This window comes from Burkholderia mayonis, from assembly GCF_001523745.2.
GTDB lineage: Bacteria > Pseudomonadota > Gammaproteobacteria > Burkholderiales > Burkholderiaceae > Burkholderia > Burkholderia mayonis.
Genome location: NZ_CP013386.1, coordinates 2,354,231 through 2,379,762, shown reverse-complemented (window position 1 = coordinate 2,379,762; position 25,532 = coordinate 2,354,231). Strand labels below are relative to the sequence as shown.

At 69.8% G+C, this 25,532-nt stretch carries 8 protein-coding genes; 1 reads left to right on the top strand and 7 read right to left on the bottom strand.

The window, feature by feature from the left end:
• Positions 1 to 32: 32 nt before the first annotated feature.
• From WS70_RS11505 to WS70_RS11485, 5 genes are read right to left on the bottom strand one after another with little or no spacing between them, the layout of a single operon-like run.
• Positions 33 to 1,736 (bottom strand): cyclic peptide export ABC transporter, encoded by a 1,704-nt coding sequence (locus tag WS70_RS11505; protein ID WP_059597842.1) that lies wholly within the window; start codon positions 1,734 to 1,736, stop codon positions 33 to 35.
• A 32-nt stretch (positions 1,737 to 1,768) separates the two neighbouring features.
• The gene (gene fhuB, locus WS70_RS11500; protein WP_082722355.1) at positions 1,769 to 3,787 is read right to left on the bottom strand and encodes a Fe(3+)-hydroxamate ABC transporter permease FhuB; all 2,019 of its coding nucleotides are present in this window, start codon (positions 3,785 to 3,787) and stop codon (positions 1,769 to 1,771) included.
• Positions 3,784 to 4,713 (bottom strand): ABC transporter substrate-binding protein, encoded by a 930-nt coding sequence (locus tag WS70_RS11495; RefSeq protein ID WP_059597841.1) that lies wholly within the window; start codon positions 4,711 to 4,713, stop codon positions 3,784 to 3,786. The genes fhuB and WS70_RS11495 overlap by 4 nt, the downstream gene beginning before the upstream one ends.
• Before the next feature lies 1 nt (position 4,714).
• On the bottom strand, positions 4,715 to 5,572 hold the full coding sequence (locus tag WS70_RS11490) for an ABC transporter ATP-binding protein (protein WP_203235979.1): 858 nt from the start codon (positions 5,570 to 5,572) through the stop codon (positions 4,715 to 4,717).
• Positions 5,573 to 5,582: 10 nt separating this feature from the next.
• A complete protein-coding gene (locus tag WS70_RS11485) occupies positions 5,583 to 7,778 on the bottom strand; it encodes a TonB-dependent siderophore receptor (RefSeq protein WP_059597840.1) in 2,196 nt (731 codons plus the stop codon).
• Between the two features lie 265 nt (positions 7,779 to 8,043).
• Between WS70_RS11485 and WS70_RS11480 the strand changes: the two genes are divergently transcribed.
• A complete protein-coding gene (locus WS70_RS11480) occupies positions 8,044 to 8,844 on the top strand; it encodes an AraC family transcriptional regulator (protein WP_082716592.1) in 801 nt (266 codons plus the stop codon).
• 47 nt (positions 8,845 to 8,891) lie between these two features.
• Here WS70_RS11480 and WS70_RS11475 read toward each other — a convergent pair whose 3' ends face one another.
• Entirely contained in the window at positions 8,892 to 14,435 is a 5,544-nt protein-coding gene (locus tag WS70_RS11475) for a non-ribosomal peptide synthetase (RefSeq protein WP_059597839.1), read from the bottom strand.
• Between the two features lie 7 nt (positions 14,436 to 14,442).
• The gene (locus tag WS70_RS11470) at positions 14,443 to 25,503 is read right to left on the bottom strand and encodes a non-ribosomal peptide synthetase (RefSeq protein WP_082722354.1); all 11,061 of its coding nucleotides are present in this window, start codon (positions 25,501 to 25,503) and stop codon (positions 14,443 to 14,445) included.
• Positions 25,504 to 25,532 lie beyond the last annotated feature (29 nt).

Below are 25,532 nucleotides of genomic sequence, written 5' to 3'. Positions count from 1 at the left end.
TCGGGGTAACGTGCCGATGAGGCGGAAGATCGTCAGGACACGCGTGCGGCCGCAGGCGCGGCAGGTTCGACGCGCTGCAGCCGGACTTCCTCGACGATGCGACCTTCGTCGAGACGGATGTAGCGATCGGCGGCGCCGAAATAGCGGTCGTCGTGGGAGATCACGATCAGCGTTTTGCCCTGGCGTTTCAGGTCCGGCAGGATCTCTGTGTAGAAAATGCGCCGGAACGTCGGGTCCTGGTCGGCCGCCCATTCGTCGAGCACCATCACGGGGCGGCGTTCGAGATAGGCGTGCACCAGCGCGAGCCGTTTACGCTGGCCCGTCGACAGATCCGTGGTGGAGAATGCGCCGTCGCGGATGGCGACTTTGTGAGCGATTCCGAGGCGCTCCAGATAGCGTTGCGCCTCGGCGGTGATGTCGGCTTCGCCGGGCAGCAGCGTGTCGAACAGATAGTAGTCCGAGAACACAGCCGAGAACAGCTGGCGATACGCGTCAAGTTGCTCGTCGCCCACGGGTTTTCCGTCGAGCCGCAATTGCCCGGCGTCGGGCCGGTAAAGACCGAGCAGCAGCTTGATCAGCGTTGTCTTGCCGCAGCCGTTCTCGCCGACGATGAAGAGCGTTTCGCCGCGCTCGATCGTCAGGCTGAGCGGCCCGAGCTCGAATCCGCCGCCGCCATGAACCGGTGTGTCGCGCTCGTCTTGCGGCTGTGCGAAGCGGTAATGGGCATCGGTGAGCGAGAGGGTGCCGAATGCACCGTTGCGCAGCGCGGTATCGGCCGCCGGGTTGCCATCGACGAGCGACGGTTCGCGGGTCGAGAAGCGGGCAGACAAGTCCGTGATGCGCTGGAACGCGACCTGCGCGCGTCCGATCGACGGCAGGGCCGCGACGATCTCCTGGATTGGCCCTTTCATGTACAGCAGTACCAGCACGAAGCCGGTCACGACCGCCCGGTCGGCGTCGGGCGACCAGCGCTGCAATGCGAGCATCAGGCCGACGACGAAGAAGAACAGCAGCGAGCCGAACGCGTTCGCACTGACGAATACGTTGGCGGCGCGAACCCGCAGACGGCTGATCGCGTCGATCGTGCCCGACAGTTCGTGTCCGTACACGAAGCGGCGGCGCGGGCTGTTCAGGCGCAACTCCTTCGCGCCGTCCGTGATCGAGCGATAGTGCTTCTGCAAGCGGTCTTCCGCATCGCGCGCCGCGCCGAAGCGGCGGATGCCGACGCGTCGGGCCAGTGCCTGCACGATCGAGCCGAACGCGATCGCGACCAGCGCGACGAGCAGCATCGTGGGCGACAGGAAGAACAGGTAGCCGAGGCATCCGATAATCGTCGCGGTCGCGATCGCCAGGCTGGAGAACAGGAAGGCGAAAGCACTGATCGTGTCGATGTCCTGGTTCAACGCGGTGACGAGCCGATGCGTGCGGAACTGTTCGATCTGGCTGACCGGCGCGGCGATGATCTTCTCGCACAGATCCCGGCGTAGTGCCGCAATCACGCGCTGGCCGACGAGGTTGTTGCCGATGTCCGAGACGATCTCGCCGACGAGCGCGAGCGCGCACAGACCGGTGAAGCCCCACAGCAGCGCGGGCAGGGAGGCGGTGTCGTCGTGCAGCGAACGGTTGGTGACGGCAAGCAGCGCTGCGGTCGCGATGCCGCTCGCCGCGCCCATGGTGGTGGCGAGCGCGCTGATTGGCCAGAGTCGTTTGAGCAGTCCGAAAAGTTCTGCAAGCATCGAATGTTCCTCGTTTCTCTCGGGTTCCGGATTTAGCGGCGCCGGCTGAGCAGCCACATCAGATAAGGGGCGCCGATCAGCGTCGCGACGAGGCCGGCGGGCAACTCGCGCGGCATCAGCAGCGCGCGGCCCAGCCAGTCGGAAACGACGACGATCAACATGCCGATCAGCGCGGCCAGCAGCGCCTGCTGGCCCGGCCGGCGCGCACCCAGCAGGTGCGCGAAGTGAGGCGCAGTCAGGCCGACGAACGACAGCGGCCCGACGACCAGCGTGGCGGCGGCGGTCAGCAGGGCGACGAGCATCAGCAGCACGAAGCGGGCGCCGCGCGTGGCGACGCCAAGCGCGCGCGCCGACGCGTCGCCGAGCGGCAGGATCTGCAGCCAGCGATCGCACAGCGGCGCCAGCGCGCACAACGCGATGGTCAGTGCGGCGGCGTGCATCGCGTCGCCGGGCGTGATCGTATAGGTCGAGCCGGCCAGCCATTGCAGCAGCGCGGTCGCGCGCTCGCCGCCGCTCGCGATCGCGACGGCGACGACTGCCTGGAACAGTGCGCCGATGGCGATGCCGGCGAGCAGCACGCGGTCGGGCGCAAACCGCGAGCGCTGCGAAAACCACAGGATCGAGAGCAGGGCGGTCAACGCGCCGGCTGCCGTCGCGGCGATGCGCGCGGCGTGCCCGGTGTCGTAGCCGCCGACCACGAGCACGATCAGGCCGAGCGCCGCGCCGCCGCTCACGCCGAGCACGTCGGGGCTCGCGAGCGGGTTGCCGGTCAGGCGCTGCATCAGCGTGCCGGCGACCGCGAGCATCGCACCGGCCGCCGCCGCGGCGACGGCGCGCGGCACGCGCCAGACGGCGACGCGGGACAGTTCGGCAAGCGCACTGAAATGCCAGCCGTACGCGTCGCGACCGAAGTCCAGCGCCAGCACGCCTGCCGCGATCGTCAGCAGCACGAGCCCGAGCGCGCGTCGGCGCAGCGTCGAGGCGTCGACGATGCGAGCGCGGCTCGCATCCGTGTTGCGAGCGGGTAGCCGTGTGGCGCGATGAAGGCGGGCGAGAAGCAGCAGCATCAGTGGTGCGCCGAACAGCGCCGTCGCCGCGCCGGTCGGAATCAGGTCGCCCATGACGCCGGAAAGCTGCTGCACGGCCTGATCCGCGAGCCAGAGCAGCAGCGCGCCATAAAGCGGCGCGATCACCAGGCGCTTCGGCAGGCGCCGTGCCCCGGACATCTGCGCGAGCGCGGGCGCCGCGAGGCCGACGAAGCCGATCACGCCGACAGCGCCCACGACCGCCGCGCTCAGCGCCACCGCCAGCGCCAGCGCCGCCAGCCGCATGCGCTGCAGCGGCAGGCCGAGGCCGCGCGCGTTGGCGTCGTCGAGCCCGAACAGCGTCATGGGCTTCAGCAGCAGGAACGCGAACAGGCCGCCGATCGCGAGACGCGACGCGAGCAGTGCCACGTTGCTCCAGTCCTGCTGGACGAGCGAACCGCCGCCCCAGATGAACAAGCCGCGCAGGTAGGGCGCGTAGAACAGTTGCAACGCGACGCCGATCGAACCGCAATACAGCGTGACCACGAGCCCCGCGACCGCGACGCCGGCTGGTGCGAGGCCGCTGCGCCAGGACAGGCCGAACACGATCAGCGCGGCGAGCAGCGCGCCGCCGAAGGCGATCCATTGCGATGCATCGAGCAGAACGGGCGCCCACAGCGTCGCCACGGTCAGCGCGAGCTGCGCGCCGGCGGACACGCCGAGGGTCATCGGCTCGGCGAGCGGATTGCGCAGGACCTGCTGGAAGACCGTGCCGGCGAGCCCCAGCACGGCGCCGCACAGCCAGCTCACGAGCAGGCGCGGCAACCAGCTGTCGTGAACGACGATCTGGTGAAGGTCGCGCGCATCCGGCGACCACAGCGCGCGCCACCAGAGCGCGGGCGGCAGCAGGGCCGACAGGCTGACGATGCTGAGCGCGACGGCGATCGTCAGTGCGATCGCCGTGCACAGCGGCGGCAGCCACGAACCCGATGGAATGCGCGAGGCGCGCAGGCTGGCGATGTTCATGTCCTGCTCCGCGCGTCCGGCGTGCCTGCCTGCTTGAACGACGCAGTCAGCAGGCGGGAGAAGCGGGCGGCCGACGGCAGCATGCCGAAGCCCCAGAACGGCGGCAGCGGCGCGACGCGTCCGGCGCGGACCGCGGGCAGCGCGCGCCACAGCCGATTCGCCGCGAGCGTGCGCGCGACGCCGGCGGGCAGCGGATCGAAGAACAGCACGTTCGCGTCGGGCGTGGCGGCGAGCTGCTCGATGCCGGCCACGCCGATGCCCCAGTAGTCGGTCGGGCCGCGCCACGCGTTGGCGACGCCGAGTGCGTCCATCACGTCTTGGAACAGGCTGCGCGCGCCGTAGATGCCGATATGACGACCGTCGAAGAAACGTATCAGGTAGAGCGGCCGCGATGCATCGTGCGGCCGCATCGCGCGCCGGTACGCGGCGATACGCGCGCTGTCCTGTGCGATCGTGCGCGCGGTCGCGTCGACCAGCGCCTGTCCGGCGCTCGCGCGGTCGCACAGTGCGGCCAGTTGCAGCGTGACGTTTTCCGAATGGCGGTACGGCGCGCCGGCATCCGTATACACCGCGAAAGCGCGCACCGGCGCGATGCGTTCGAGCATCGCGCGCTGCGATTCCTGGCTCGAATTGATCAGGATCAGGTCGGGCGCGAGCTGCTGGAGCAGTTCGAGGCTCGGCGCGAGGCGCAGTCCGACGTCGGGTACATGGGCGGGCACGCGCGGCGTGACCACACTGTCGTTGTACGCGCCGATCTCGGCGACGCCGGCGGGTATGACGCCCAGTGCAAGCAGCGTCTCCACGAGCCCCCAGTCGAGCACGACGAGCCGGGGCGCGCGGGCCGGCGCCGCGGCTCGCGTCGCCGGCAGTCCGGTGGCGAACAGCGACGCGAGCATCGCGGATTGCAGGAAGGGGCGACGCCGCATGTCAGCGCGCCACGCCGAGCCGGCTGCCGCTATGCGGGTGCACGACGATGTCCATCGGAAGGCCGTAGATCGATTCGAGCACGTCGCCCCGCATCAGCTCGGCGGGCGTGCCGCTCGTGAGCAGCCGGCCGCTGTGCAGCGCGACGAGTTCGTCGCAGAAGCGGGCGGCCAGATTGATGTCGTGCAGCACGATGACGACGGTCAGGCGCTGGCGGTCGGTCAGCTCGCGCAGCAGCCGCAGCACCTCGATCTGATGTGCGATGTCGAGTGCCGACGTCGGTTCGTCGAGCAGCAGGCACGACGCGCATTGCGCGACCAGCATCGCGAGCCAGACGCGCTGGCGCTCGCCGCCCGACAGGTGATCGGCGAGCGTGTCGGCGAAACGCAGCGTGTCGGTGACGCGCATTGCTTCGTCGATCCTCGCATGATCGTCTGCGCGCAGGCGGCCGAGCGGACCGCGCCACGGATAGCGGCCGAGCGCCACCAGCTCACGCGCCGTCATGCCGGTGTCGAGCGGCGGATTCTGCGGCAGGTAGGCGACCTGCCGCGCGAAGTCGCGCGCTGCCCACGTGGCGAGGTCGGCGCCGTGCAGTTGCAGCGAGCCGCCCGACGGCCGCTGCTGGCGGGCGAGCAGCTTGAGCAGCGTGCTCTTGCCCGAGCCGTTGTGACCGATCAGCGCGATCATCCGCCCAGTGGGCAGCGACAGGTCGAGCGGCTGCAACAGGACCCGGCCGTCGGCTCTGAACGATACGCCGTCGAGCCGATACAGCGCAGGCGCGGCCGCGCAACCGGCCGGCGTCGCATGCTCGGCCGGTTGTCGTTCGCATGACTGCCGGATCATGTCGGTCAGCACGTTCATCCCTCCGCGGTTACCAGCGATAGCGGGCCGTGGCGAGGACTTCCACGCCATCGCCGTAGTTGCAGATGCCGCCGGTCTGGCACGATGCCACGTAGGTGCGGTTGAACAGGTTCTTGCCGTTCAGCGAGAACAGCCAGTGCTTGCCTGTGTCGTAGTGGACGGTCGCGTCGACCAGCGTGCGCGAGCCTACATGGATCGTGTTCGTCTCGTCGTAGCTCCCGCCGATGTAGCGCAGCCCGCCGCCGAAGCCGAGGCCGCGGAACGCGCCGCCGTGCAGCGTGTAGTCGAGCCATGCGGATGCCACGTGACGCGGAATGCCCCACGTCTGCAGCCCCTGCAGCGAAACCGTCGCGCCGGCGAGCGTCGTGCCGGTCAGGTTGGTGTCGGTGCTGACGTCGTTCAGGTACGTGTACGACGCGGCAACGTCGAGGTTGTCGGTCAGGCTCGCATGGCCTTCGAGCTCGAGCCCGCGCGCACGCACCTGGCCGATCTGGACGCTGTAGCCGAAGTGGTCCGGATCGCTGCTGGCGACGTTGCGTTCGCGCAGATCGAACAGCGCTGCGGTCACGAAGCTGTTGTAGCCAGGCGGCTGGTACTTGACGCCGATTTCATACTGCTCCGCGGTACGCGGGCGCAGCGGCCCGCCCGCATAGGTCAGGCCGATCTGCGGATCGAACGATTTCGCATAGCTCGCATACGGAGCGATGCCGTTGTCGAACAGATAGACGACACCGGTCCGCCAGGTGAATGCACGCGACGATTGCGTGACGTCGTAGCCCTGCAGCGGATTGTTGTCTTCGGACGATGCCCAGTCCTCGCGCACGCCCAGCAGGACGCGCCACTTTCCGTACGCGATCTGGTCCTGCGCATAGACGCCGAACTGTTTCATGCGCTCCATGTCGTCGGACGTGGTGTTGGGGGCAGCGATCGGCAGATACACCGGGTTGAACAGGTTCAGCGACGGCTCGGCGAAATTCGATCCGACGGTCTCGTTGTACAGCACGCGCTGGAAGTCGAAGCCGAACAGGACGGTATGCGACAGCGGCCCGGTCGCGAATTTGGCCTGGACCTGGTTGTCGATGTTGAAGAACTTGCCGGTTTCCTCGTTTCTGAACGCATACCGGTTGACGGTGGTGTTCGACCCGGCGACATAGCCGTTCGAGAATGGGAAGACGTTCGCGAAATCGTCGCTCACGACCGTGTAGCGCAAGTTCTGGCGGAACGTCCAGATGGGATCGAAGCGATGCTCGAACTCGTAGCCGACCGAATACTGGGTGCGCGTGTGGTGGTCGAAATCGGGGTCGCCGACGTTCGTATGGCTCGAAATCCTGCCGTTCGGGTTGAATAGCACGCTGCCGACCGCCGGCACGTAGTTGTAGTAGCCGACGCTCGGATCGCGTTGATATTTCGCGAGCACGGTGAGCGTGGTGTTTTCGTCCGGTTTCCACGTCACGGCGGGGGCGATGTAGATGCGCTGCTGCTTAACGCCGTTGACCTGCGTATCCGCGTCGAGCCCGACGCCGGTCAGGCGGTACGACAGCTTGCCGTCCGGCGTCAGTGCGCCGCCGAGGTCGAAGCCGAGCTCGGCGCGATTATGGCTGCCGGTCGTGAAGAACACTTCGTGGATCGGCGTCGTTGTCGGTCGCTTGCTGACCAGGTTCGCGATGCCGCCGGGGTTGGCCTGCCCGTAGAGCACCGACGACGGGCCGTGCAGCACGTCGATGCGCTCGAGCCCGTACGGATCGAAGTTCGGGATCGCGTAGCCGAACCCGGTGTCGCTCGGCAGGCGCGTGCCGTCGAGGAACTGTTCGAGCACGAAACCGCGGCTGTACAGGTACGGCGCGCCGGCCGTGGAGTCGCCGCGGATTTCCGGCAGCACGCTCGCGGTGTAGCGCAAGGCTTCGGCGACGCTGCGCGCGCCCTGGGCGGTCATCTGGTCGTTCGTGACGACCGACACGGACTGCGGCGTCTCGATGAGCGGCGTGTCCGTCTTGGTCGCGGTCACGGCGGTGATCGGCACGTAGCCGCCGGCGTCGCCGGTGCGCGATGCGGGGCGCTGACCCGTCACGGAAATGGTCGGCAATTGCCCGCCGTTCGACGACGCATCGTTCGACGGCGTCTGCGCGTGCGCGGCGGAGATGCCGCCCAGCAAGCAGATCAATAACGCGTTGTTCAGCGCAACGGCTCTGTACACCCCGGTCGTCATGTAGCTTCCTTCAGTCGTTAGTGAATAATGGTGCGAATGATTCGTAATAACTTCTCGGGTGCTGCACTGCCCGGGCTCTGATCGGCCGTCGGCAGGAATTCAAAACGAGTGGGGGGGACAACGGAACGCGAAGCGCGTGGTCCTGAATCAGACCAATTGCCACTATAATCCGGGCTCTTGTTGTCAGTCAGGACAACATTGGCATAAAGATGGACATTTTTGTCTGATTCAATGCATTGTTTCGAAATTTGTAACTGATCAGGTCATGGCCAAACCCATGTTGCAGACCTTCGGCGACGGATTCGCTGCGAGGAAGGTGATCGCGCAGGCGATCGACTACGCCGACGGCACCCATGAAATCGCGCACGTGCACTATCGTGCGCAGCTCGTCTACGCGACGAGCGGCATCGTGCGCGTCGTCACGCCGTTCGGCCTCTGGATGCTGACGCCCGGCAATGCGTTGCTGATCGGTTCGCAAGTCGAGCACGAATTGCATATGGTCGGACAAGTCGCGATGCGCACGCTGTACATCGATCCGGACGTGCTGGCGCTGCAAAAGCAGGCGTGCCGGGTGATCCCCGTCGGGGATCTGCTGCGCGCGTCGATCCTCGGCCTGTTTGACACCGATTCCGACGACGTGGAGGAAAGCCGCACCGCGCTCATCGTGCCGCTGATCCTGCGGCTGCTGCAGGATGCGAAGGACGAGCCGTCGACCGTGCGCCTGCCGTTGCCGGCCCACGCGCGACTGCGGCAGATCTGCGAAAACCTGATCGCGCAGCCCGCCAGCGCCGATACGCTGGAGCGCTGGGCCGAGCGGGTCGGCGCCAGTTCGCGCACGGTCGCGCGGCTGTTTCGGCAGGAAACCGCGATGAGCTTCGGGAAGTGGCGCGAGCAACTGCGGCTCGCGGAAGCGATGTCGCGGCTCGCGATCGGTCATTCCGCGGCGCAGGTCGCGGAGGAACTGGGCTATGCGGACGTGCGCACCTTCACCGTGATGTTCAAGCGCGCGTTCGGCAGTACGCCGCAGCAGTTCCGGCAGCAGTTCCGCGAACCGGCGGCGGTGTGACGCGCGCCGGGCACCGGGCGCGCGCAGCGGCGGCGATGCGGTGCCGCTCATTCGAACAGTCCGCGCACGCTGTCGAGCAGCATCGGGTGATGCATGATGCTCGTGTGTCCCGCCGGCACTTCGGCCAGCACGGTTTCGGTCGTGCCGATGCGCGCCGCCCAGTCGCGCGGCTTGCCGCTTTCCACCGATTCGGTCGACCACCACAGCGCGAGCGGCGTGCGCAGCGCCGGCATCCGGAACGTATCGGCGAGGCGGCCGTGCTCGAGAATCACGTCGCATGCCGCTTCGAATAGCGCGCGCTCGGCGGCATGGAGGCCGAGCGCGGCGTGTCGTGCGATCCACGTGCGCAGAGCGCGGACTTCGTCCTGTACGTTGTCGTCCGCGTCGCGATCGGGCAGTGCGTCGATCAGGCCGGCCAGTGCGACCTGCTGTGCGTCGCGCTCCAGGCGCTCGACCATCGACACCAGCACCCGGGCGCCGAACGACCAGCCGAGCAAGCGATACGGGCCGTCTGGCTGCACGTCGCGGATGCGGGCGACATAGTCGGCCGCCAAGTCGTCGAAGTCCGCCGCGCGCCAGCGCGGGTCGCCGAGCCCGGGGGCCTGCAGGCCGAAAAACGTCGCCCGCCCGTTCAGCGCCCGGGCAAGCGAACGGTATTCGGCCACGAGGCCGTGTCCAGCGTGAATGCAGAACACCGCGTGCGGCGCGCCCAGGTCGTTCAGCGGAACAATGCCTGCCGGCAGCGGGCCGAAGCGGCGCTCCGGCCCCGACGCGATCTTTCGCGGCGGCGCGAACCGGCTGCGGGCGAGCGCGCCGAGCGCGATTTCGAGCCGTACGCGCTGTCGCCACAGAGCGAAGACTGCGCGGTCCGCATCGTCGGCAGATTCGGCGTCTCCCTGGCTGTCTGGCAGCGTGACGGGCGATACGTCAGCCGGCGCCGGAGTCGGCGCATCGCGGCGGCCGCTCTCCGCCGGTTGCGTCGCGTCACGGCCGATCAGATCGAGGAGTACCGCTTCGAACCGGTTCGCCAGCCGCGCAACGGTTGCCTCGCTCAACACCCCCGGGCTGTATCGCCAATGTACGTTCAGCCGATCCGACGACACGAGCGCGCCGATATCGAGCGCATGGTCCATTGTGTCGCGATCGTCGGTTTGCGGGCCGGCATGCTCGCCGGAGAAGCGGAAACGCCCGTTCGCCGGCAGTGTCTGGTCGAATCGGCCGAGATAGTTGAAGCGCAGCGACGGCGCCGGCAGCGCGGCCAGCGTCGCGCGGCTCGCGTCGTCGCCGAAGCGCAGCAGCGATCCCCACGAAAACCCCTTGTCCGGCACCGCGCGCAACAGGTCGCGCACGGACGACAGCGTGCGCGCGGCGTCGCCGTGATGCGGCAGCGCAAGCGGATACTGGGTCGTGAACCAGCCGATCGTGCGGCTTAGGTCGATGCCGTCGATCAGGTCTTCGCGACCGTGGCCCTCGAGGTCGATCAGCAGGCGCGATGCGCCGGCCCACGGTCCCAGCGTCTCGGCCAGCGCGGCCAGCAGCAATTCCTCGGTGCGTGCGTCGTCCGGGCGCGCGCCGCGTCGCAGAAGCGCGCGTGTGGCTTGCTTCGGCAACGCGACGGTCACGACCCGGCTTTTCGACAGGCGCCGGTCACCGTCGCCTTCGAGCGGAAGCGCGGCGCTCGCGCCGTGCAGCATGCGCTGCCACCACGCGAGTTCCCACAGGCGCTCGGCCTGCTGCGCATGGTGCGGCTGGCGGGACACCCATTCGCTCCAGGGCGTCGTGACGGGCGGCAGCGCATCGTCCGGGCGTGCATGGAGCGCCTGCAATTCTTCGAGCAGAATGCGCCACGAGACGCCGTCGACAACAAGGTGATGGACGACGATCAGCAGCCGCCGGACGACGCCGGCATCGACGTACGCCGCGCGCAGCAGCGGTCCGTGCCGGAGGTCGAGGCTGCGGTGCAGCACGGCGCCTGCGGCCGCCAGCCCGGTTTCCCATGTGTCCGGTTCGAGCCGGACATGCCGCAGCAGCGTGGCCGGTTCTTCCGGTGCGACGCGTTGTCTCCAGTGCTGCGCGGCCGGCGACGAGAGCGATGCGGCGTCTGTGCGTTCGAAGCGCAATCGGAGCGCGTCGTGGCGCGTGACCAGCCGGCGCAGCGTGGTCTCGAGCGCCGCGGGATCCAGTTCGTCGCGCACTTCCAGCAGCACGGCCTGGTTCCAGTGTGCGAGACCGTCGGGGTGCTTGTCGAAGAAGGTTGCCTGGATCGGCGCGAGCGGCTGCGCGTCGTGCCGCTCGGCGGCCGCGGGCACGGCGTCGTCGTCGATATCGCGGGCGACCTGCGCCATCTGCGCGACGCTCGGATGCTCGAATACCTGCTTGGGCGTGAGCAACAGGCCGGCATCCCGGGCGCGCGACAGCAACTGCAGGCTCAGGATCGAATCGCCGCCCGCCGCAAAGAAATTGGCGTGAACGTCGCCGATCTCGCAACCGAGCACCTGTTCCCAGATTGCCAGCAACGTTTGCTCGCGCCGGTTGCGCGGCGCGACGCACGCGGCACCGGCGCCGGCGGCGGACGCGGGCTTGGGCGCCAGCAGCGCGCGCCGGTCGAGCTTGCCGTTCGCCATGACCGGCAGTCGATCGAGCAGGACGAAGGCGGCCGGCACCATGAACGCAGGAAGGCGCCCGGCCAGCGCCGCGCGCAACGTATCGGCGCCGGTGCCCGTGGCGGCGACGACGTAGGCGACCAGCCGTTGCTGCAAGCCGTCCGTATGCAGTGCGACGGCGGCTTCCGCGACGTTCGCGTCAGCGCGCAGCGCCGACTCGATTTCGCCGAGCTCGATGCGCTGGCCGCGCAGCTTGACCTGCTGATCGAGGCGCCCGAGAAACAGGATGGCGCCGTCGTTGCCCACCCGGCACAGGTCGCCGCTGCGGTAGAGCCGCGCGCCGGGCGGCCCTTCCGGATCCGGCACGAACCGCTCGGCCGTCGGCGACGCGCGGCCGAGGTAGCCGCGTGCGACGCATGCGCCCGTGATGCACAGCTCGCCCGCGCCGCCGTGGGGCATCCGGTTGCCGTCGGGATCGAGCACGACGGCGCCGCGCTCGGGGAAGGGGCGCCCGATCGGCACGACCGCTCGGTCCGCGTCGAAGGCGGCAGTCGCATGCCGTAACGCGGCGATGGCCGTTTCGGTGGGACCGTACAGATTGTCGAGTGCGATATGCCGCAGCGGCCCATGGTGCCAGCGCCCGAGTTCGTCGCGGGGCAGCGCTTCGCCGCCCACCGTGATCTGGCGCAGCGCATGCAGCGCCGCGGGCGGCGGCGCATGGCGCTGCCACTGTTGCCAGAGCGCGGTCGGAATTCGCGCGAAGGTGACGCCGCCGTCGACGAGCGTCGCGTTCAGCGTATCGAGCGTCCAGGCCTGCGGCCCGCGCATGCGGACTGCGCCGCCGGCGAGCAGCGCCGGCAGCAGTTCGTGCAGCGCGACGTCGAAATTGATCGTCGACGATTGCAGCATGATGTCGTCCGCGCCGATGCGGTAGGTGCCGCAGAAGTCGCGCAGATGCAGGCTGAGCGCCTCGTGATCGAGCGCGACGCCCTTGGGGCGGCCGGTCGACCCGGACGTGTACAGCACGTATGCGAGCTGGCGCGGATGCACGGATTCGTCCCATCCCGTCGCGTCTTCGTGAGCGACGTCGCCGACGTCGACCTGCGTGCGGCCGGCCAGCAATTCCCCGAGCTGCGCGCCGCATTCGCGATCGACGACGACCGCGCGGATGTCTGCATCGTCGAGCATGTCCCGCAGCCGCTCGCGCGGATAATCCGGATCGAGCGGCACGTATGCGCCGCCGGCCTTCCAGACCGCCAGCAGGGCCGCTGGCAGCGCGGCGGAGCGCGTCATGCAGACGCCGACCCGGGCGTCCGGGCCGATGCCCGCGCGCTTGAGCCTGCGCGCGATCCGGTTGCTCCAGGCGTCGAGCTCGCGATAAGTCAACCGCGTTTCGCCGCAATACACCGCGATCGCATCGGGGCGCGACGCGGCGCGCGCGAGGATGCGCGGCACGACGGGCTCGAACGGTTCGCGGCGCAGGGGCTGCGACGACAGGGCCGCGCCGGATAGCGCGATGTCGCCCGGCAATTGCTCCGGATGCCCGGCGAGCTGTGCGAGCACGGCGCGATAGTCGCGGGCCAGCCGCTCGACGGTGGCTACGTCGAACATGTCGCACGCGTAGCTGAATACGGCCCGCAGGCTATCCGCCGCCTCGACGATGTTGAGCGTGAGATCGAAGCGCACGGTGCCGGCGTCGCTGTCCACCGGCGTCGCGCGGAGGCCCGGCAGCTCGACGCGGGCGGCCGGATCGGCGTAGTCGAAATTGAACATCACTTGGAACAGCGGCGCTTGCGACAGATCGCGATCGGTTTGCAGCGCGTCCAGCAGTTGCGCGAACGGCAGGTCGGAGTGAGCCTGGGCGTCGAGCACGGTGTCGCGCAGTGTCCGCAACTGCTGCTGCAGGGACCGTGCCGGCGCGAGGCGGCTGCGGATCACCAGCGTGTTGACGAAGAAGCCCATCACCGCATGCGTCTCGGCGCGCTCGCGTCCGGCCACCGGCACGCCGACCCAGATGTCGGTTTCGCCGCTGTAGCGGTGCAGCAGCAGGTTGAACGCATGCAGCAGCGTCATGAAGAGCGTAGCGTCGTTGCGGCTCGCGAGGCGCCGCAGTCCGGCGGCGAGCGCCGGATCGAGATCGACCGCCACGCGAGCGCCGCGGCCGTCGCGTGCCGCAGGCCGGGGCCGGTCCGCCGGCAGCGACAGCACCGGCGCCGGCCCGGCCAGTTGCGCGGACCAGTACGACAGATGCCGGGCCAGCGCGTTGCGGTCGACCCACTCGCGTTCCCACGATGCGACGTCGCGGTACTGCAGCGCAGCCGGGGCCGGCGGCGGCGCGTCCTGCCGCTGCGCTGCACCGTACAGCGACACGAACTCGCGGATCAGCAGCCCCATCGACCACGCATCGGACACGATGTGGTGAATCACGATCTGCACGACGTGCGATTGCGCGCCGATGCGCAGCACCTCGAAACGCATCAGCGGATCGTGTTCGAGATCGAACGGGGCCGACGCGGTCAGCCGCAGGTGCGCGCGGAGCGCTTCGCTGCAGGCGTCGTGCTCTTCAGGCGAGGCTGCCGCGCGCAGGTCCCGATAGACCGCGCGCGGCCCACCGTCGACCGTGCGTACGTGCTGAAACGGCACGCCGCCCGCTTCGCCGAACGCAGTGCGCAGCGCTTCGTGGCGCTCGACGAGCGCGGCGAGCGCCGCGTCGAGCGCTGTGACGTCGAGTGGCCCGTCGATTCGCAGCGCGCGGACGATGTTGTACGCGCTGCTGGCGGGATCGAGCCGCCACATGAACCACAGGCGCTCCTGCGCGTGCGACAGCGGCGCGTGGGCGGGGCGTTCGGCGAGCGGCACGATCGGCAGAACCGAGCCGTCGATGCCATGCTCGCGCAGTCGCGCCTTGAAGCGTGCGCGCTTGTCGGCGGGCAGCGCGGCATAGCGTTGCGCGATGTCGAGATTGTCTTGTCTTGCGTCGGCGAGCATGGGGGTCTCAATCCAGTTCGGCCAGCAGCTGTTTCATCGTGTCGCGCTGCGCGGCGTGTGCCTGCCGCGCATGCGCGTCGGCATCGGCGGCGTCGGCCAGGTGCGCGGCCAGCCGCGCGACCGTGGGCTGCGCGAGCACGGCCGCTAGCGCGACCGGCCGCTGCAGCGTGCGCGTGAGTCGCGCGGCGATCTGCACTGCGAGCAGCGAATGCCCGCCGAGTTCGTAGAAGTTGTGGTGCACGGATACCGTCGACACGCCCAGCACGTCCTGCCAGACGTCGGCGATGGCCTGCTCGACCGGATCGCGGGGCGCCACCGGCTGCGCGTCCGCAGCGGATTCGGGCGCGGGCAGCGCGCGGCGGTCGAGCTTGCCGTTCGGCAGCAGCGGCAGCCGGTCGAGCGTGACGAAGGCAGTCGGCACCCAGGCTTCCGGCAGCCGGGCGCGCAGCGCGTGCGCCAGCGACGCGGGGGCGGCGTCGCCCACGACGTACGCGACCAGGCGCTCGCGCTCGCGTTCGCCATCGAGCGCGACGAGCGCGTCCGTCACGCCTGTGCACTGCCGCAGCGTCGCCTCGATTTCGCCGGGCTCGATGCGCTGGCCGCGCAGCTTGATCTGCTGGTCGATCCGGCCGAGGAACTGCGCTGTGCCGTCCGCGTCCAGGCGGCAAAGATCGCCGGTTCGATAGAGGCGCGAACCGGGCGGGCCGTCCGGGTCCGGCACGAACTGCGCTGCCGTCAGCGCCGCGCGGCCGAGGTAGCCGCGCGCGAGACAGTCGCCGCTGATGCACAGCTCGCCGATTCCTCCATGCGGTACGCGCAGGCCGGCTTCGTCGAGCAGCGCGACGCCGCGCCCCGGGTAGGGGCGCCCGATCGGCACGATCACGTGCGTCGCGTCGGCCGGGCCGGTGCGGTGATGCAGAGCGGCGACGGCGGTCTCGGTGGGGCCGTACAGGTTGTCGAGACGGATGCCGGCGAGCGGCCCCGCTTGCCAGCGCGCGAGTGCGTCCCCGGCGAGCGCTTCGCCGCCGACGGTGATCTGCCGCAACGCCGCGAGTGCATCGGCGGGCGGCGCGGCGAGCTGCCATTGACGCCACAGCGATGTGGGGATGCGGGCGAACGTGATGCCGGCGCCGACGAGCGTCGCATTGAGCGAGTCGATGTCCCATGCGTCGGGGCCGCGCATCTCGACTCGTCCGCCCTGCAGCAGGGCGGGCAGCAATTCGTGCAGTGCGACGTCGAAATTGATCGTCGACGATTGCAGCACGACATCCTGTGCGCCGATCGCATAGACCGACTGGAAATCCGCGAGGTGCAGGCTCAGCGCGCGATGGCTGAGCGCGACACCCTTCGGCTTGCCGGTCGATCCGGACGTGTAGATCACGTACGCGAGCTGACCGGGTTCGATCCGCGGCTGCCAGCCGGCGGGCGCCGGCGCGGCTCTCGCGTCGCGTTCGACCCGGATCACGCGGCGCCCGGCGAACCATCCGCCCAACTGGCGGATGCACGCATCGTCGGCGACGACGTGGTGCACGCCGGCGTCGTCGAGCATGTCGCGCAGGCGTTCGGGCGGATACACGGGATCGAGCGGCACGTACGCGCCGCCCGCTTTCCAGATGCCGAACAGCGCGGCGGGCAGGCCGACGCCGCGCGTCACGCATACGCCGACGCGCTCGTCGGCGCGCACGCCGGCGCAATGCAGTTGCCAGCCGAGCTGGTCGCTCCATGCATCGAGCTCGCCGTAGCCGAGTGTTTCGCCGCGGCAGGCGATCGCGACGGCATCGGGCTGCCGTGCCGCGCAAGCGGCGAAGCGCGGCATCACCGGCGAGAAGTCGTAGACGCGCTGCGGCTGCGAATCGAGCGCGCCGCCCGATAGCGCAATGTCGCCGAGCACGGCGGCGCGGCCGTCGGATGCGGTTGCGCGTTCCGTCACGGCGTCCGCCAGTTGCGTGAGGATCCGCGCGTAATCCGCCGCGAGCGCGTCGACCGTTGCGCGCTCGAAGCATTCGCCGTCCCACGACCATTGCAGGTCGAGCCGGGTGCGGGGCAGCACCGCGAGCGTCAGCGGGTAATGGGTGCGGTCCGCGCTCAGCACGCTGCGAATGGACAGGCCGTCGTCGTCCGCGCCGGCGATCTGGTCGAGCGGATAGTTCTCGAACACGAACAGCGTGTCGAACAGGTTGTCGCCGCTGCGGCCGGTCCATTGCTGGATGCGCGTGATCGGCGTGTGCTCGTGCTCGCGCAGCGCGTGGTTGAGCGCCTGCAGGCCGCGCAGCCAGTCCGTCGCCGGCGTGCCGGCGGGAACATCGACCCACAGCGGCACGCTGTTGATGAAGAGGCCGGTCATGCGCTCGACGCCGGGCAGGTCCGCCGGGCGCCCGGACACGGTCACGCCGATCGCCGCCCGGCGCCGCCCGCCGTATCGTGCGACGAGAATCGCCCACGCGCCCTGCATCAGCGTATTCAGCGTGACCTGCGCGCGTTGCGCCGCCTGCAGCAAGCGCGCGTGCAGCGTGTCGTCGAGCCGGGTCGACGTATCGTGCGAGCCGGGCCGCGGCGAACGCGGGCGCGCGAGCGCCGGCGCGAGCAGCGCCGCTTCGTCGGCGTCGGCCGCGAGCGATCGCCACCAGCCGGCATGGTCGCGCGCGGCCGCGTCGTGCATCAGCCACCGGACGTAATCGCGGTACGGCGTGGCGGCGGCCGTGTCCGCAGGCGGCTCTGCGCCGCCCGCGCGGACGCGATAGGCGGCGCAGAGCGCGGCCAGCAATTGCGCGCTGCTCCAGCCGTCGAGCAGTGCGTGATGGCTTGTCCACACGAGATCGTGCGCGCCGTCGGGCCGCGCGAACAGGGTGACGCGCATCAGTGGCGCCGCGCCCGGCTCGAAGTCGGCGCGCACGTCCGATGCGAGCCACGCGGCGAGCCGGGCATCGTAATCGGCGCCGGCCTCGCTGAAATCGTGCGCCGCGAAAGGAAGCTCGACATGGCGATGCACGACCTGCAGCGGCCCGCTTTCCTGGCCGAGTTCGAAGTGCGTGCGCAGGACCGGGTGACGGTCGAGCATGTCCTGCCATGCGAGGCGCAATGCCTGCGAGTCGAGCGCGCCGTCGATCGTCAGGCGCAACTGGTTGACGTACATCCCGGCGCCCTTGTTCAGCAGGCTGTGAAACAGCAACCCTTGCTGCAGCGGCGTGGCGGGATAGATGTCCTCGATGTCGCCGAGCGGCAGCCGCATCGCGTCGAGCGTGTCCTGACGCAAGCGCGCGAGCGGGAAATCGGCGGCGGTGGCGCCGGCAGGCGCCGCGGCGCAATGGTCGATCAGTGCGCGCAGCGTCTGCGCGGCCTGCGACGCGATCCGCTCGACATACGCCGGCGCCAGCAGGCCGGGACTGAAGCGCCAGTGCAGGTCGAGCGCGCCGTCCACCACGACGGCGGTGAGGTCGAGCCGATGATCCATCGTGTCGTGACCGGCGATCGGCGCACCGGCGAAGTCTGCAGAAAAGCGCAGGCGCGGTTCGTCCGGCGCGCCGTTCGCGGCCGCGGCAAGCGCCTGGTCGAACTGCCCGAGATAGTTGAAGCGCACCTGCGCGTGGCGCCATGCATCGGCGCTTGCCGGCAGGCGGCCGGCCGAGCGGAGGCGGCCGAAATTGAAACCGTGCGCCGGCACGGCGCGAAGCGACTCCTTGACGGCGATCAGCGTGGCGGTCTGCGTCGTCGCGTGCGGCAGCGCAAACGGATGCTGCACCGTGAACCAGCCTACCGTGCGGTCGAGATCGCAGTCGTCGAGCGGCGTGCTGCGGCCGTGCGCCTCGAGCTCGATCAGGATCGGCGCGTCGTCGGCGCCGATGTCGGACGACTCGCGCAGCGTGTGCGCGAGCGCGGCCAGCAACAGGTCGTCCGGACGGGTTCGATACGCGTGCGACGTATGCTGCAGCAGGCGTCGCGTCGTATCGGCGTCGAGTGCCGTGGTGATCGTGCGGCTGGCCGAGAGGCGGCGGTCGGCTGCGGGTGCGACGGTGTCGCGCCAGGCGTGCCGCGCGTCGCGCAGTGTCCGGGTCCAGTAGTCCGTTTCGGCCTGTTCGTGGTTCGCGCCACCATTCTGTGCGGCCACCCATGCGCTCCACGGCATCGTGATCGCGGGGAGCGGCGCGCCGGCGTACAGCGCGCGCAGGTCGTCGAGCAGCACGCGCCATGACACGCCGTCGACCGCGAGATGGTGGATCGCGATCAGCAGGCGGCGACGCGGGCCCGCTTCGAACCAGGCGGCGCGCAGCAACGGGCCGTGCTCGATGTCGAGACTTTGCTGGATTGCCGCGCCGCCGCTTGCCAGCGCGTGCTCCCAGTCGGCCGGGCCGATGGAGACGGACTGCAGCAGCGGCGCATCTTCGTGCTCGATCACGCGCTGGCGCCAGCCGGTGTCGTCGCGCACGAAACGCAGCCGCAACGCGTCGTGGCGCCGGACCAGCGCGGCCAGCGCGGCATCCAGGCGCGCAACGTCGAGCGGGCCGGCCGCATCGAGCAGGACCGACTGGTTCCAGTGCGATTCACCGTCGGGATGTTTCGCGAAGAAAGCCGCCTGGATCGGCGTCAGCGGCAGCAGGTCGTGCCGCTCGATCGCATCGGGCGTGCCGCTGCGACGCGCCGTCATCAATTGTGCTTGCTGCGCGATCGTCGGGTGCTCGAAGATCTGCCTGGGCGTCAGATGCCAGCCCGCGCTGCGCAGTCGCGAGATCAGCTGCAGGCTCAGGATCGAGTCGCCGCCGGCCTGGAAGAAGTTGATGTGGACGCTGGCGACGGGGTGGCCGAGGACGGACTGCCAGATGTCGAGCAGGGCGGCTTCGCACGGCGAGCGCGGGGCGACGGCGGGAGTGTCGTCGTCCTGCCAGGCGGGGTGGGGCAGCGCGCGGCGGTCGAGTTTGCCGCTGGGCGTGAGCGGGAAAGCGTCGAGCGTGACGATGGCCGACGGCAGCATGTGGGCGGGCAGCGTGTCGGCTAGTTGTGCGCGAAGCGCGGCGCTATCGGCATTGCCGGTCACGTAGCCGACGAGTTGCTGCCGCGGCGCTTCGCCGTGCAGCGAGACGGCGGCATTCTTCACGCCGTCGCAGGCGCGCAGCGCGGTTTCGATCTCGCCGGGCTCGATGCGGAAGCCGCGCAGCTTGATCTGCTGGTCGAGGCGGCCGAGCGGCTCGGGGCGGCCGTCTTCGCGCAGGCGGCAAAGGTCGCCGGTGCGGTACAGGCGTGCGCCCGGGGGGCCGTCGGGATCGGGGACGAAGCGCTCGGCGGTCAGGCCGGGTCGGCCGAGATAGCCGCGGGCGAGGTTGGCGCCGCCGATGCAGAGTTCGCCGAGGCCGCCGTCGGGGACGGGGAGGCCGTGTTGGTCGAAGACGCGCAGCACGGTGTGGGGCAGCGGATCGCCGTGAGTGATGGGCTGGCCGTCGAGGACGGGTGCGCCGGCCGAATAGATGGTGGTTTCGGTGGGCCCGTAGAGGTTCCAGAGGGTCACGCCGCGCGCGATGAGATCGGAGGCGAGATCGTCGGGGAGGGCTTCGCCGCCGCTGAGGCCGAGTAGCGGCGGATGAGCGACGTTGAGATCGTTTCGCCAGCCGGCCTCGACGAGCATGCGCCATCCGGAGGGGGTGGCCTGGAAGACGGTGGCGCGGGACGCGTCGAGGCGCTGGGCGAGCGCGATGCCGTCGCGTGCGGTGTGGGCGGAGACGAGTTCGACGGGAATGCCGCGCACGAGGGGGAGACAGAACTCGAGCACGGAGATGTCGAACACGGGGGCGGACTCGCTGAGCCAGAGATCGTCGTCGCGCAGGCCGGGCCGACGGGCGATGCTGGCGACGAGGCGATCGAGCGCGCCGTGGGTGACGCCGACGCCCTTGGGTTGTCCGGTGGAGCCGGAGGTGTAGATGACGTAGGCGAGCTGGTCGGGGTGGACCGGAGCAGACGTAAAACGCGAATGGGCCGCTGCGCCGCGCAGTGCGGACGGATGGATGACGGCGAGCTTGTCGAAAGCGGCGGGATGCTGATCGATGACGGCGTGAGCGACCCGGGCATCGGCGAGCATGGCGGCGATGCGGGTTTGAGGATAGGCCGGATCGATCGGGAGATAGGCTGCGCCGGCCATCCAGACGCCGAGCATGGCGGCGATGAGAGCGGGGGTGCGCTCGAGGCAGACGGCGACGCAGGCATCGGGCTGCACGCGATAGGCGCGCAGGCGCTCGGCGATGGCGGAAGCCCAGTTGAGCAGTTCGGGACCGGTCAGGGAGTCGGCTTCGCCGACGAGCGCGATCCGGCCGGGGTGCGACGCGGCCATGTCGGCGATGCGTTGCGCGATGGGCATGAACGCATGGCCGTCGAGCGGCACGGCGGTACGCGCCGGCGCACCCAGCGCTAGCGAACGCAGCTCGATACCCGGCGTCGCGATCACCCGATCCAGCGTTTCGACGAAATGGTCAGCGATCTGCTCGATCATGCGCGTCGCGAAAAGATCGTCCGCGAAATCGAAATGCAGCCGGACATGGTCCGCCGCGCCTGTCACGTCGAGCTTGAGGTCGAACTGCACCGCATCCGCCTGCGCGGCCATCGGCTCGATGCGCAATCCGGGCAGCGGCTGGGCGACATCCGCCGCCTGCTGGTAATTGAACATCACCTGAAACAGCGGGGAGGTGTTCAGCGCGCGATTCGGCTGCAGCGCCTCGACGAGCCGTGCGAACGGCAGGTCGGCATGCGCCTGCGCATCGAGCGCGCGTTGCCGCACCTGGGCGATCAGCGCAGCGAATGTATCCGCGGCGCCGACGTTCGCCGTCATGACGAGCGTGTTCACGAAGCAGCCGACCGTGCGTCCGGTGTCGGCGTGCGTGCGGCCCGTGACCGGCACGCCGACGCGAATCCCGTCCTGGCCGGCATAGCGTTGCAGCAGCACGTCGAAAGCGGCCAGCATCACGATGAAAAGACTGGCCTGATGCGACGCCGCGAGATCGCGCAGCGCCCGTAGGCGCGCGGCGTCGATCGTGCGCACGATGCGGCCGAGCCTGCGTTGCCGCTGCGCGGCGCGGGTCCGGCTGAGCGGCAGTTCAAGCACGGCGTCGTCGTTCCCGAGCATCCCGCGCCAGTAGTCGAGCTGGTTCGCGAGTTCGGCGCTGTCGGCATGGCGGCGCTGCCAGCATGCGTAGTCGCCGTATTGCGCATCGGGCGCCGGCAGCGCGGCGGCCAGGTCGCCGCCGGTGCACGCCGTGCGATACAGCACGGCCAGTTCGTCGATCATCAGATCGAGCGATTCGCCGTCGCCGATGATGTGATGCAGCGCGAGGTGCAGCACGTGACGAGCGTCGCCGGCGCGGGTCAGCGTGACGCGCAGCAGCGGGCCGTCCGTCAGGTCGAACGGCGCGCGCGCGGCCTGCTGCCACAGCGTCGCGACAGCGGCGTCGCGCATGTCCGCCGGATTCGCGCGCAGATCGTGCTCGGTCCATGCAAAACGCGGCAGCGCGTGAATCTGCTGATAACCGACACCGTTCTCCTCGCCGAACGACGTGCGCAACGCTTCGTGCCGGATCGACAGCGCGTCGAAGGCCCGGCGCAGCGCCGCGGCATCGAGCGCGCCATGCAGATTGACCGCGCAGGTGATGGTGTACGCGGTATCGCGCGGGTCATACTGCCAGAGGAACCACAGACGCTCCTGCGCATGCGACAGCGGCACGCGCGTCTCCGATGCGTCGCGTCGTGCGATCGGCTGCCGCGATGCCGGCGTGACCGTGCCGGCCGCGTCGATCCGCTCCGCCAGCGCATCGAGCCGTGGATGATCGAAGAACGCGCGCAGCGGCAGGCGTACGCCGAACGTCTGCTCGATGCGTGCTCCGAGCGCAATGGCCAGCAGCGAATGGCCGCCGCGTGCGAAGAAGTCGTCGCAGGCCTCGACGCGATCGACGCCCAGTACGTCACGCCAGAGGGCCGCGAGGCGGAGACCGGTCGCCGTCAGCGGCGTGGCGGCGTCGCCGGCAGGCGCATCGAAAGCAGCGTCGTCCGGCACGGGCAGCGCGCGGCGATCGAGCTTGCCGTTGATCGTCAGCGGCATCGCGTCGAGCACGACATAGGCCGACGGCACCATATGTGCGGGCAGGCGAGCGGCCGCGTGCTCGCGCACATCCCGCCGCAACGTTGCGATGGCGCGGCGCGCCACCAGGTAGGCGACCAGTTGCGCGCCGCGCCGCGGATGGTCGTGCACCACGACTTCGGCCGCGGCGATGTTCGGATGATTCAGCAGCGCCGCGCGCGTCTCGCCGGGTTCGATCCGGAAGCCGCGCAGCTTCGCTTGCGCATCGTTACGTCCGAGATAACGGAGCTCGCCGTTCGCAAGCCGTCGCGCGAGATCGCCGGAACGATAGAGGCGCGCGCCGGACCGGCCGTAAGGATCGGGCACGAAGCGCTCGGCGGTGAGCGCCGCGCGATTCAGATAGCCGCGTGCAAGCCCTGCGCCGCCGACATACAGTTCTCCCGTCGCGCCCGGCGGAACCGGGTTCAGATCCGCGTCGAGCAGATGGAGTTGAAGATCGCCGAGCGCGTCGCCGATCGGGCTTGCCGCCGCACTCGACGCGCCGTGAATATCGTCGCTGTGCAGCGCGCGATGCGTGACGTGTACGGTCGTTTCGGTGATGCCGTACATGTTGACGAGTGCCGGCGCACCGGCGCCGCGGGCGTGCTGCCACGCGGCGAGCGCGGCCGGCTCCAGCCGCTCGCCGCCGAACACGACGACGCGCACGTCGCCGAATGTTTCGGGAGCATCGAGGTCTGCCTTCATCAACGCATCGAACGCGGACGGCGTCTGGTTCAGCACCGTCACGCGCTGCTCGCGCAGCAGGCGCTGCATCGCGGCGGGATCGCGGGTCGTCCAGTACGGGACGACCACCAGCCGCCCGCCGTGGACCAGCGCGCCGAAGAGTTCCCACACGGAAAAATCGAACGCGTGCGAATGGAACAGCGTCCACACGTCCTGCGCATCGAAGCGGAAGTGCGCGGCCGTGCTGTCGAACAGGCGCGCGAGATTGGCATGGGTGATGCCCACGCCCTTGGGGCGCCCGGTCGAGCCGGACGTATAGATTATGTAGGCGAGCTGCTCCGGATGCGGCGCGGCGTGCGGCATCGGCGGTGCGGCGTCGGCGCCGCACGCGTCTTGCAGCGCGGTGGCGTCGATCATCGTCATCCCGCGCGCGGCGGCCCAGTCCCCCAGCGCGGCGAGGCCTTCGGCGTCGGCGACGATGCTGCGCACGCCGGCGTCGAGCAGCGTATCGTGCAGGCGCTCGGCGGGATAGCGCGGATCGAGCGGCACGTAGGCCGCGCCCGCCTTCAGGATGCCGAGCGTCCCGGCGACGAGGGCGGAGGAGCGGCCGGTGCACAGGCCGATGTGCGCGTCGGCCTTCCGGTTCGCGGGAAGCTGCGCGACGATTCGCGAGCCGATCCGGTTCGACCAGCTGTCGAGTTCGCGGTAAGTCAGCGTGCCGGCGTCGGTGGTGACCGCGGGCGCGTCGGGACGCAGCCGCACGTGGTCGGCAATCCGCTGCAGCACGTCGCGCGGCGGAGGCGCGCCGTCCGCGAGCCCGGCGGCCGGCCGCGCTCGCACCGCATCGCCGACCTGCAGGTCGGCGATGCGGTGCGTCATGTCGTTTGCCAGTTGGGCGAGCAGCGCGAGGTAGTGATCGGCGAGCCGTTCGATTGTGGACGCGTCGAAGCGCTCGGTGGCATAGATGACGTTCAGTCGCGCGCCGTGCGCGTGCTCGACGAGATTGAACGACAGGTCGAACTGCGCGCTGCCGGTTTCGACCGGCCGCGCAGCGACCGTCAGCCCGGGCAGCCGCGCGAGCGCCGCGCGGTCGCTGTGCTGCATGCTGAACATCGCGTGAAAGAGCGGCGCGTCGTCGGTGCGCGACGCGCGCAGCGCCTGTACGAGACGCGCGAACGGCAGTGCGCGGTGCGCTTGCGCGTCGAGCAGCGTCTGGCGCGTGTGCACGAGCAGCGAGTCGAATGTCTGCGTGCCGGTCACGTGCTGACGCACGACGAGCGTGTTGACGAAAAATCCGATCAGGTTTTCCGTGCCGACATCGTCGCGCCCGCTCGAAGGCACGCCGATGCGCAGGTCGGTCGCGCTGCTGTAGCGGTACAGCAGCACGCCGAACGCAGCGAGCAGCGCCATGAAGAGCGTCGCGTCGTGCGCGGCGGCCCGGCTTTGCAGGCGAGCAAGCCGCGCGGCATCGATGTCGCGCTGTACGCGTGCGCCGGCGCCGGTGGCGTGAGACGGTCGCGGCCGATCGAATGGCAGCGGCGACGGCGGCGTGTTCGTGCCCAGTTGCGCGCGCCAGTAGTCGAGATGCACCTGCAGCGCGTCGTCGTCGAGCCATTCGCGTTGCCAGGCCGCACAGTCGCGAAACTGCAGCGCGGGTGGCTCGGGTCGCGCCGGCTCGCCGCTCGTCGCGACGCGATACGCGTGCACGAGCGCCCCGATCAGCACGGTCATCGAATGCCCGTCGGTGACGACATGGTGCAGCGTCAGCAACAGCACGTGCCGCGCGTCGTCGACCTGGAACAGGTCGGCTCGCAGCGGGGGGCCGGATTCGAGATCGAACGACTCGACGGCCGCGTGCCGTAGCGCTTCGTCGAGCGTCTGCGGAGCGCCGCGCAGGTCGTGCAGCCGGAGTGCCGGCAGCGGCGCGTCGCGGACGGTCTGGCGCAACGTGCCGTCCGGTTGCCGGACGAACCGGGTGCGCAGGCTCTGGTGCTGCTGCGAGACGATGCGCAATGCAGCCGCGAGCGCGGCGACATCGAGGTCGCCGTCGAGATCGATGGCGCCCGGCATGTGGTAGGCGGGATTGTCCGGCTGCAGCTTCCACAGGAACCACAGGTGCTCCTGTTCGAACGACAGCGGCGCGTCGTCGCCGGCGGTCGCGATCGGCACGATCGGCAGCGTGGCGGGATCGATTTGCTGAGCGACGACCCGTTGCCGGAAGGCGGCGCGCCGTTCGGGCGGCAGCGCGGCGTATCGGAGCGAGATGGTCCGCATGTGCGGCGTGGCTTGAGTCATGAAGTCGAATCCAGGGTGGGAGATGGAGC

Coding starts and splice junctions, on each gene's coding strand:
- WS70_RS11505 (WP_059597842.1), bottom strand. CDS start 1,736: ATGCTTGCAGAACTTTTCGGACTGCTCAAACGACTCTGGCCAATCAGC.
- fhuB (WP_082722355.1), bottom strand. CDS start 3,787: ATGAACATCGCCAGCCTGCGCGCCTCGCGCATTCCATCGGGTTCGTGG.
- WS70_RS11495 (WP_059597841.1), bottom strand. CDS start 4,713: ATGCGGCGTCGCCCCTTCCTGCAATCCGCGATGCTCGCGTCGCTGTTC.
- WS70_RS11490 (WP_203235979.1), bottom strand. CDS start 5,572: ATGAACGTGCTGACCGACATGATCCGGCAGTCATGCGAACGACAACCG.
- WS70_RS11485 (WP_059597840.1), bottom strand. CDS start 7,778: ATGACGACCGGGGTGTACAGAGCCGTTGCGCTGAACAACGCGTTATTG.
- WS70_RS11480 (WP_082716592.1), top strand. CDS start 8,044: ATGGCCAAACCCATGTTGCAGACCTTCGGCGACGGATTCGCTGCGAGG.
- WS70_RS11475 (WP_059597839.1), bottom strand. CDS start 14,435: ATGCTCGCCGACGCAAGACAAGACAATCTCGACATCGCGCAACGCTAT.
- WS70_RS11470 (WP_082722354.1), bottom strand. CDS start 25,503: ATGACTCAAGCCACGCCGCACATGCGGACCATCTCGCTCCGATACGCC.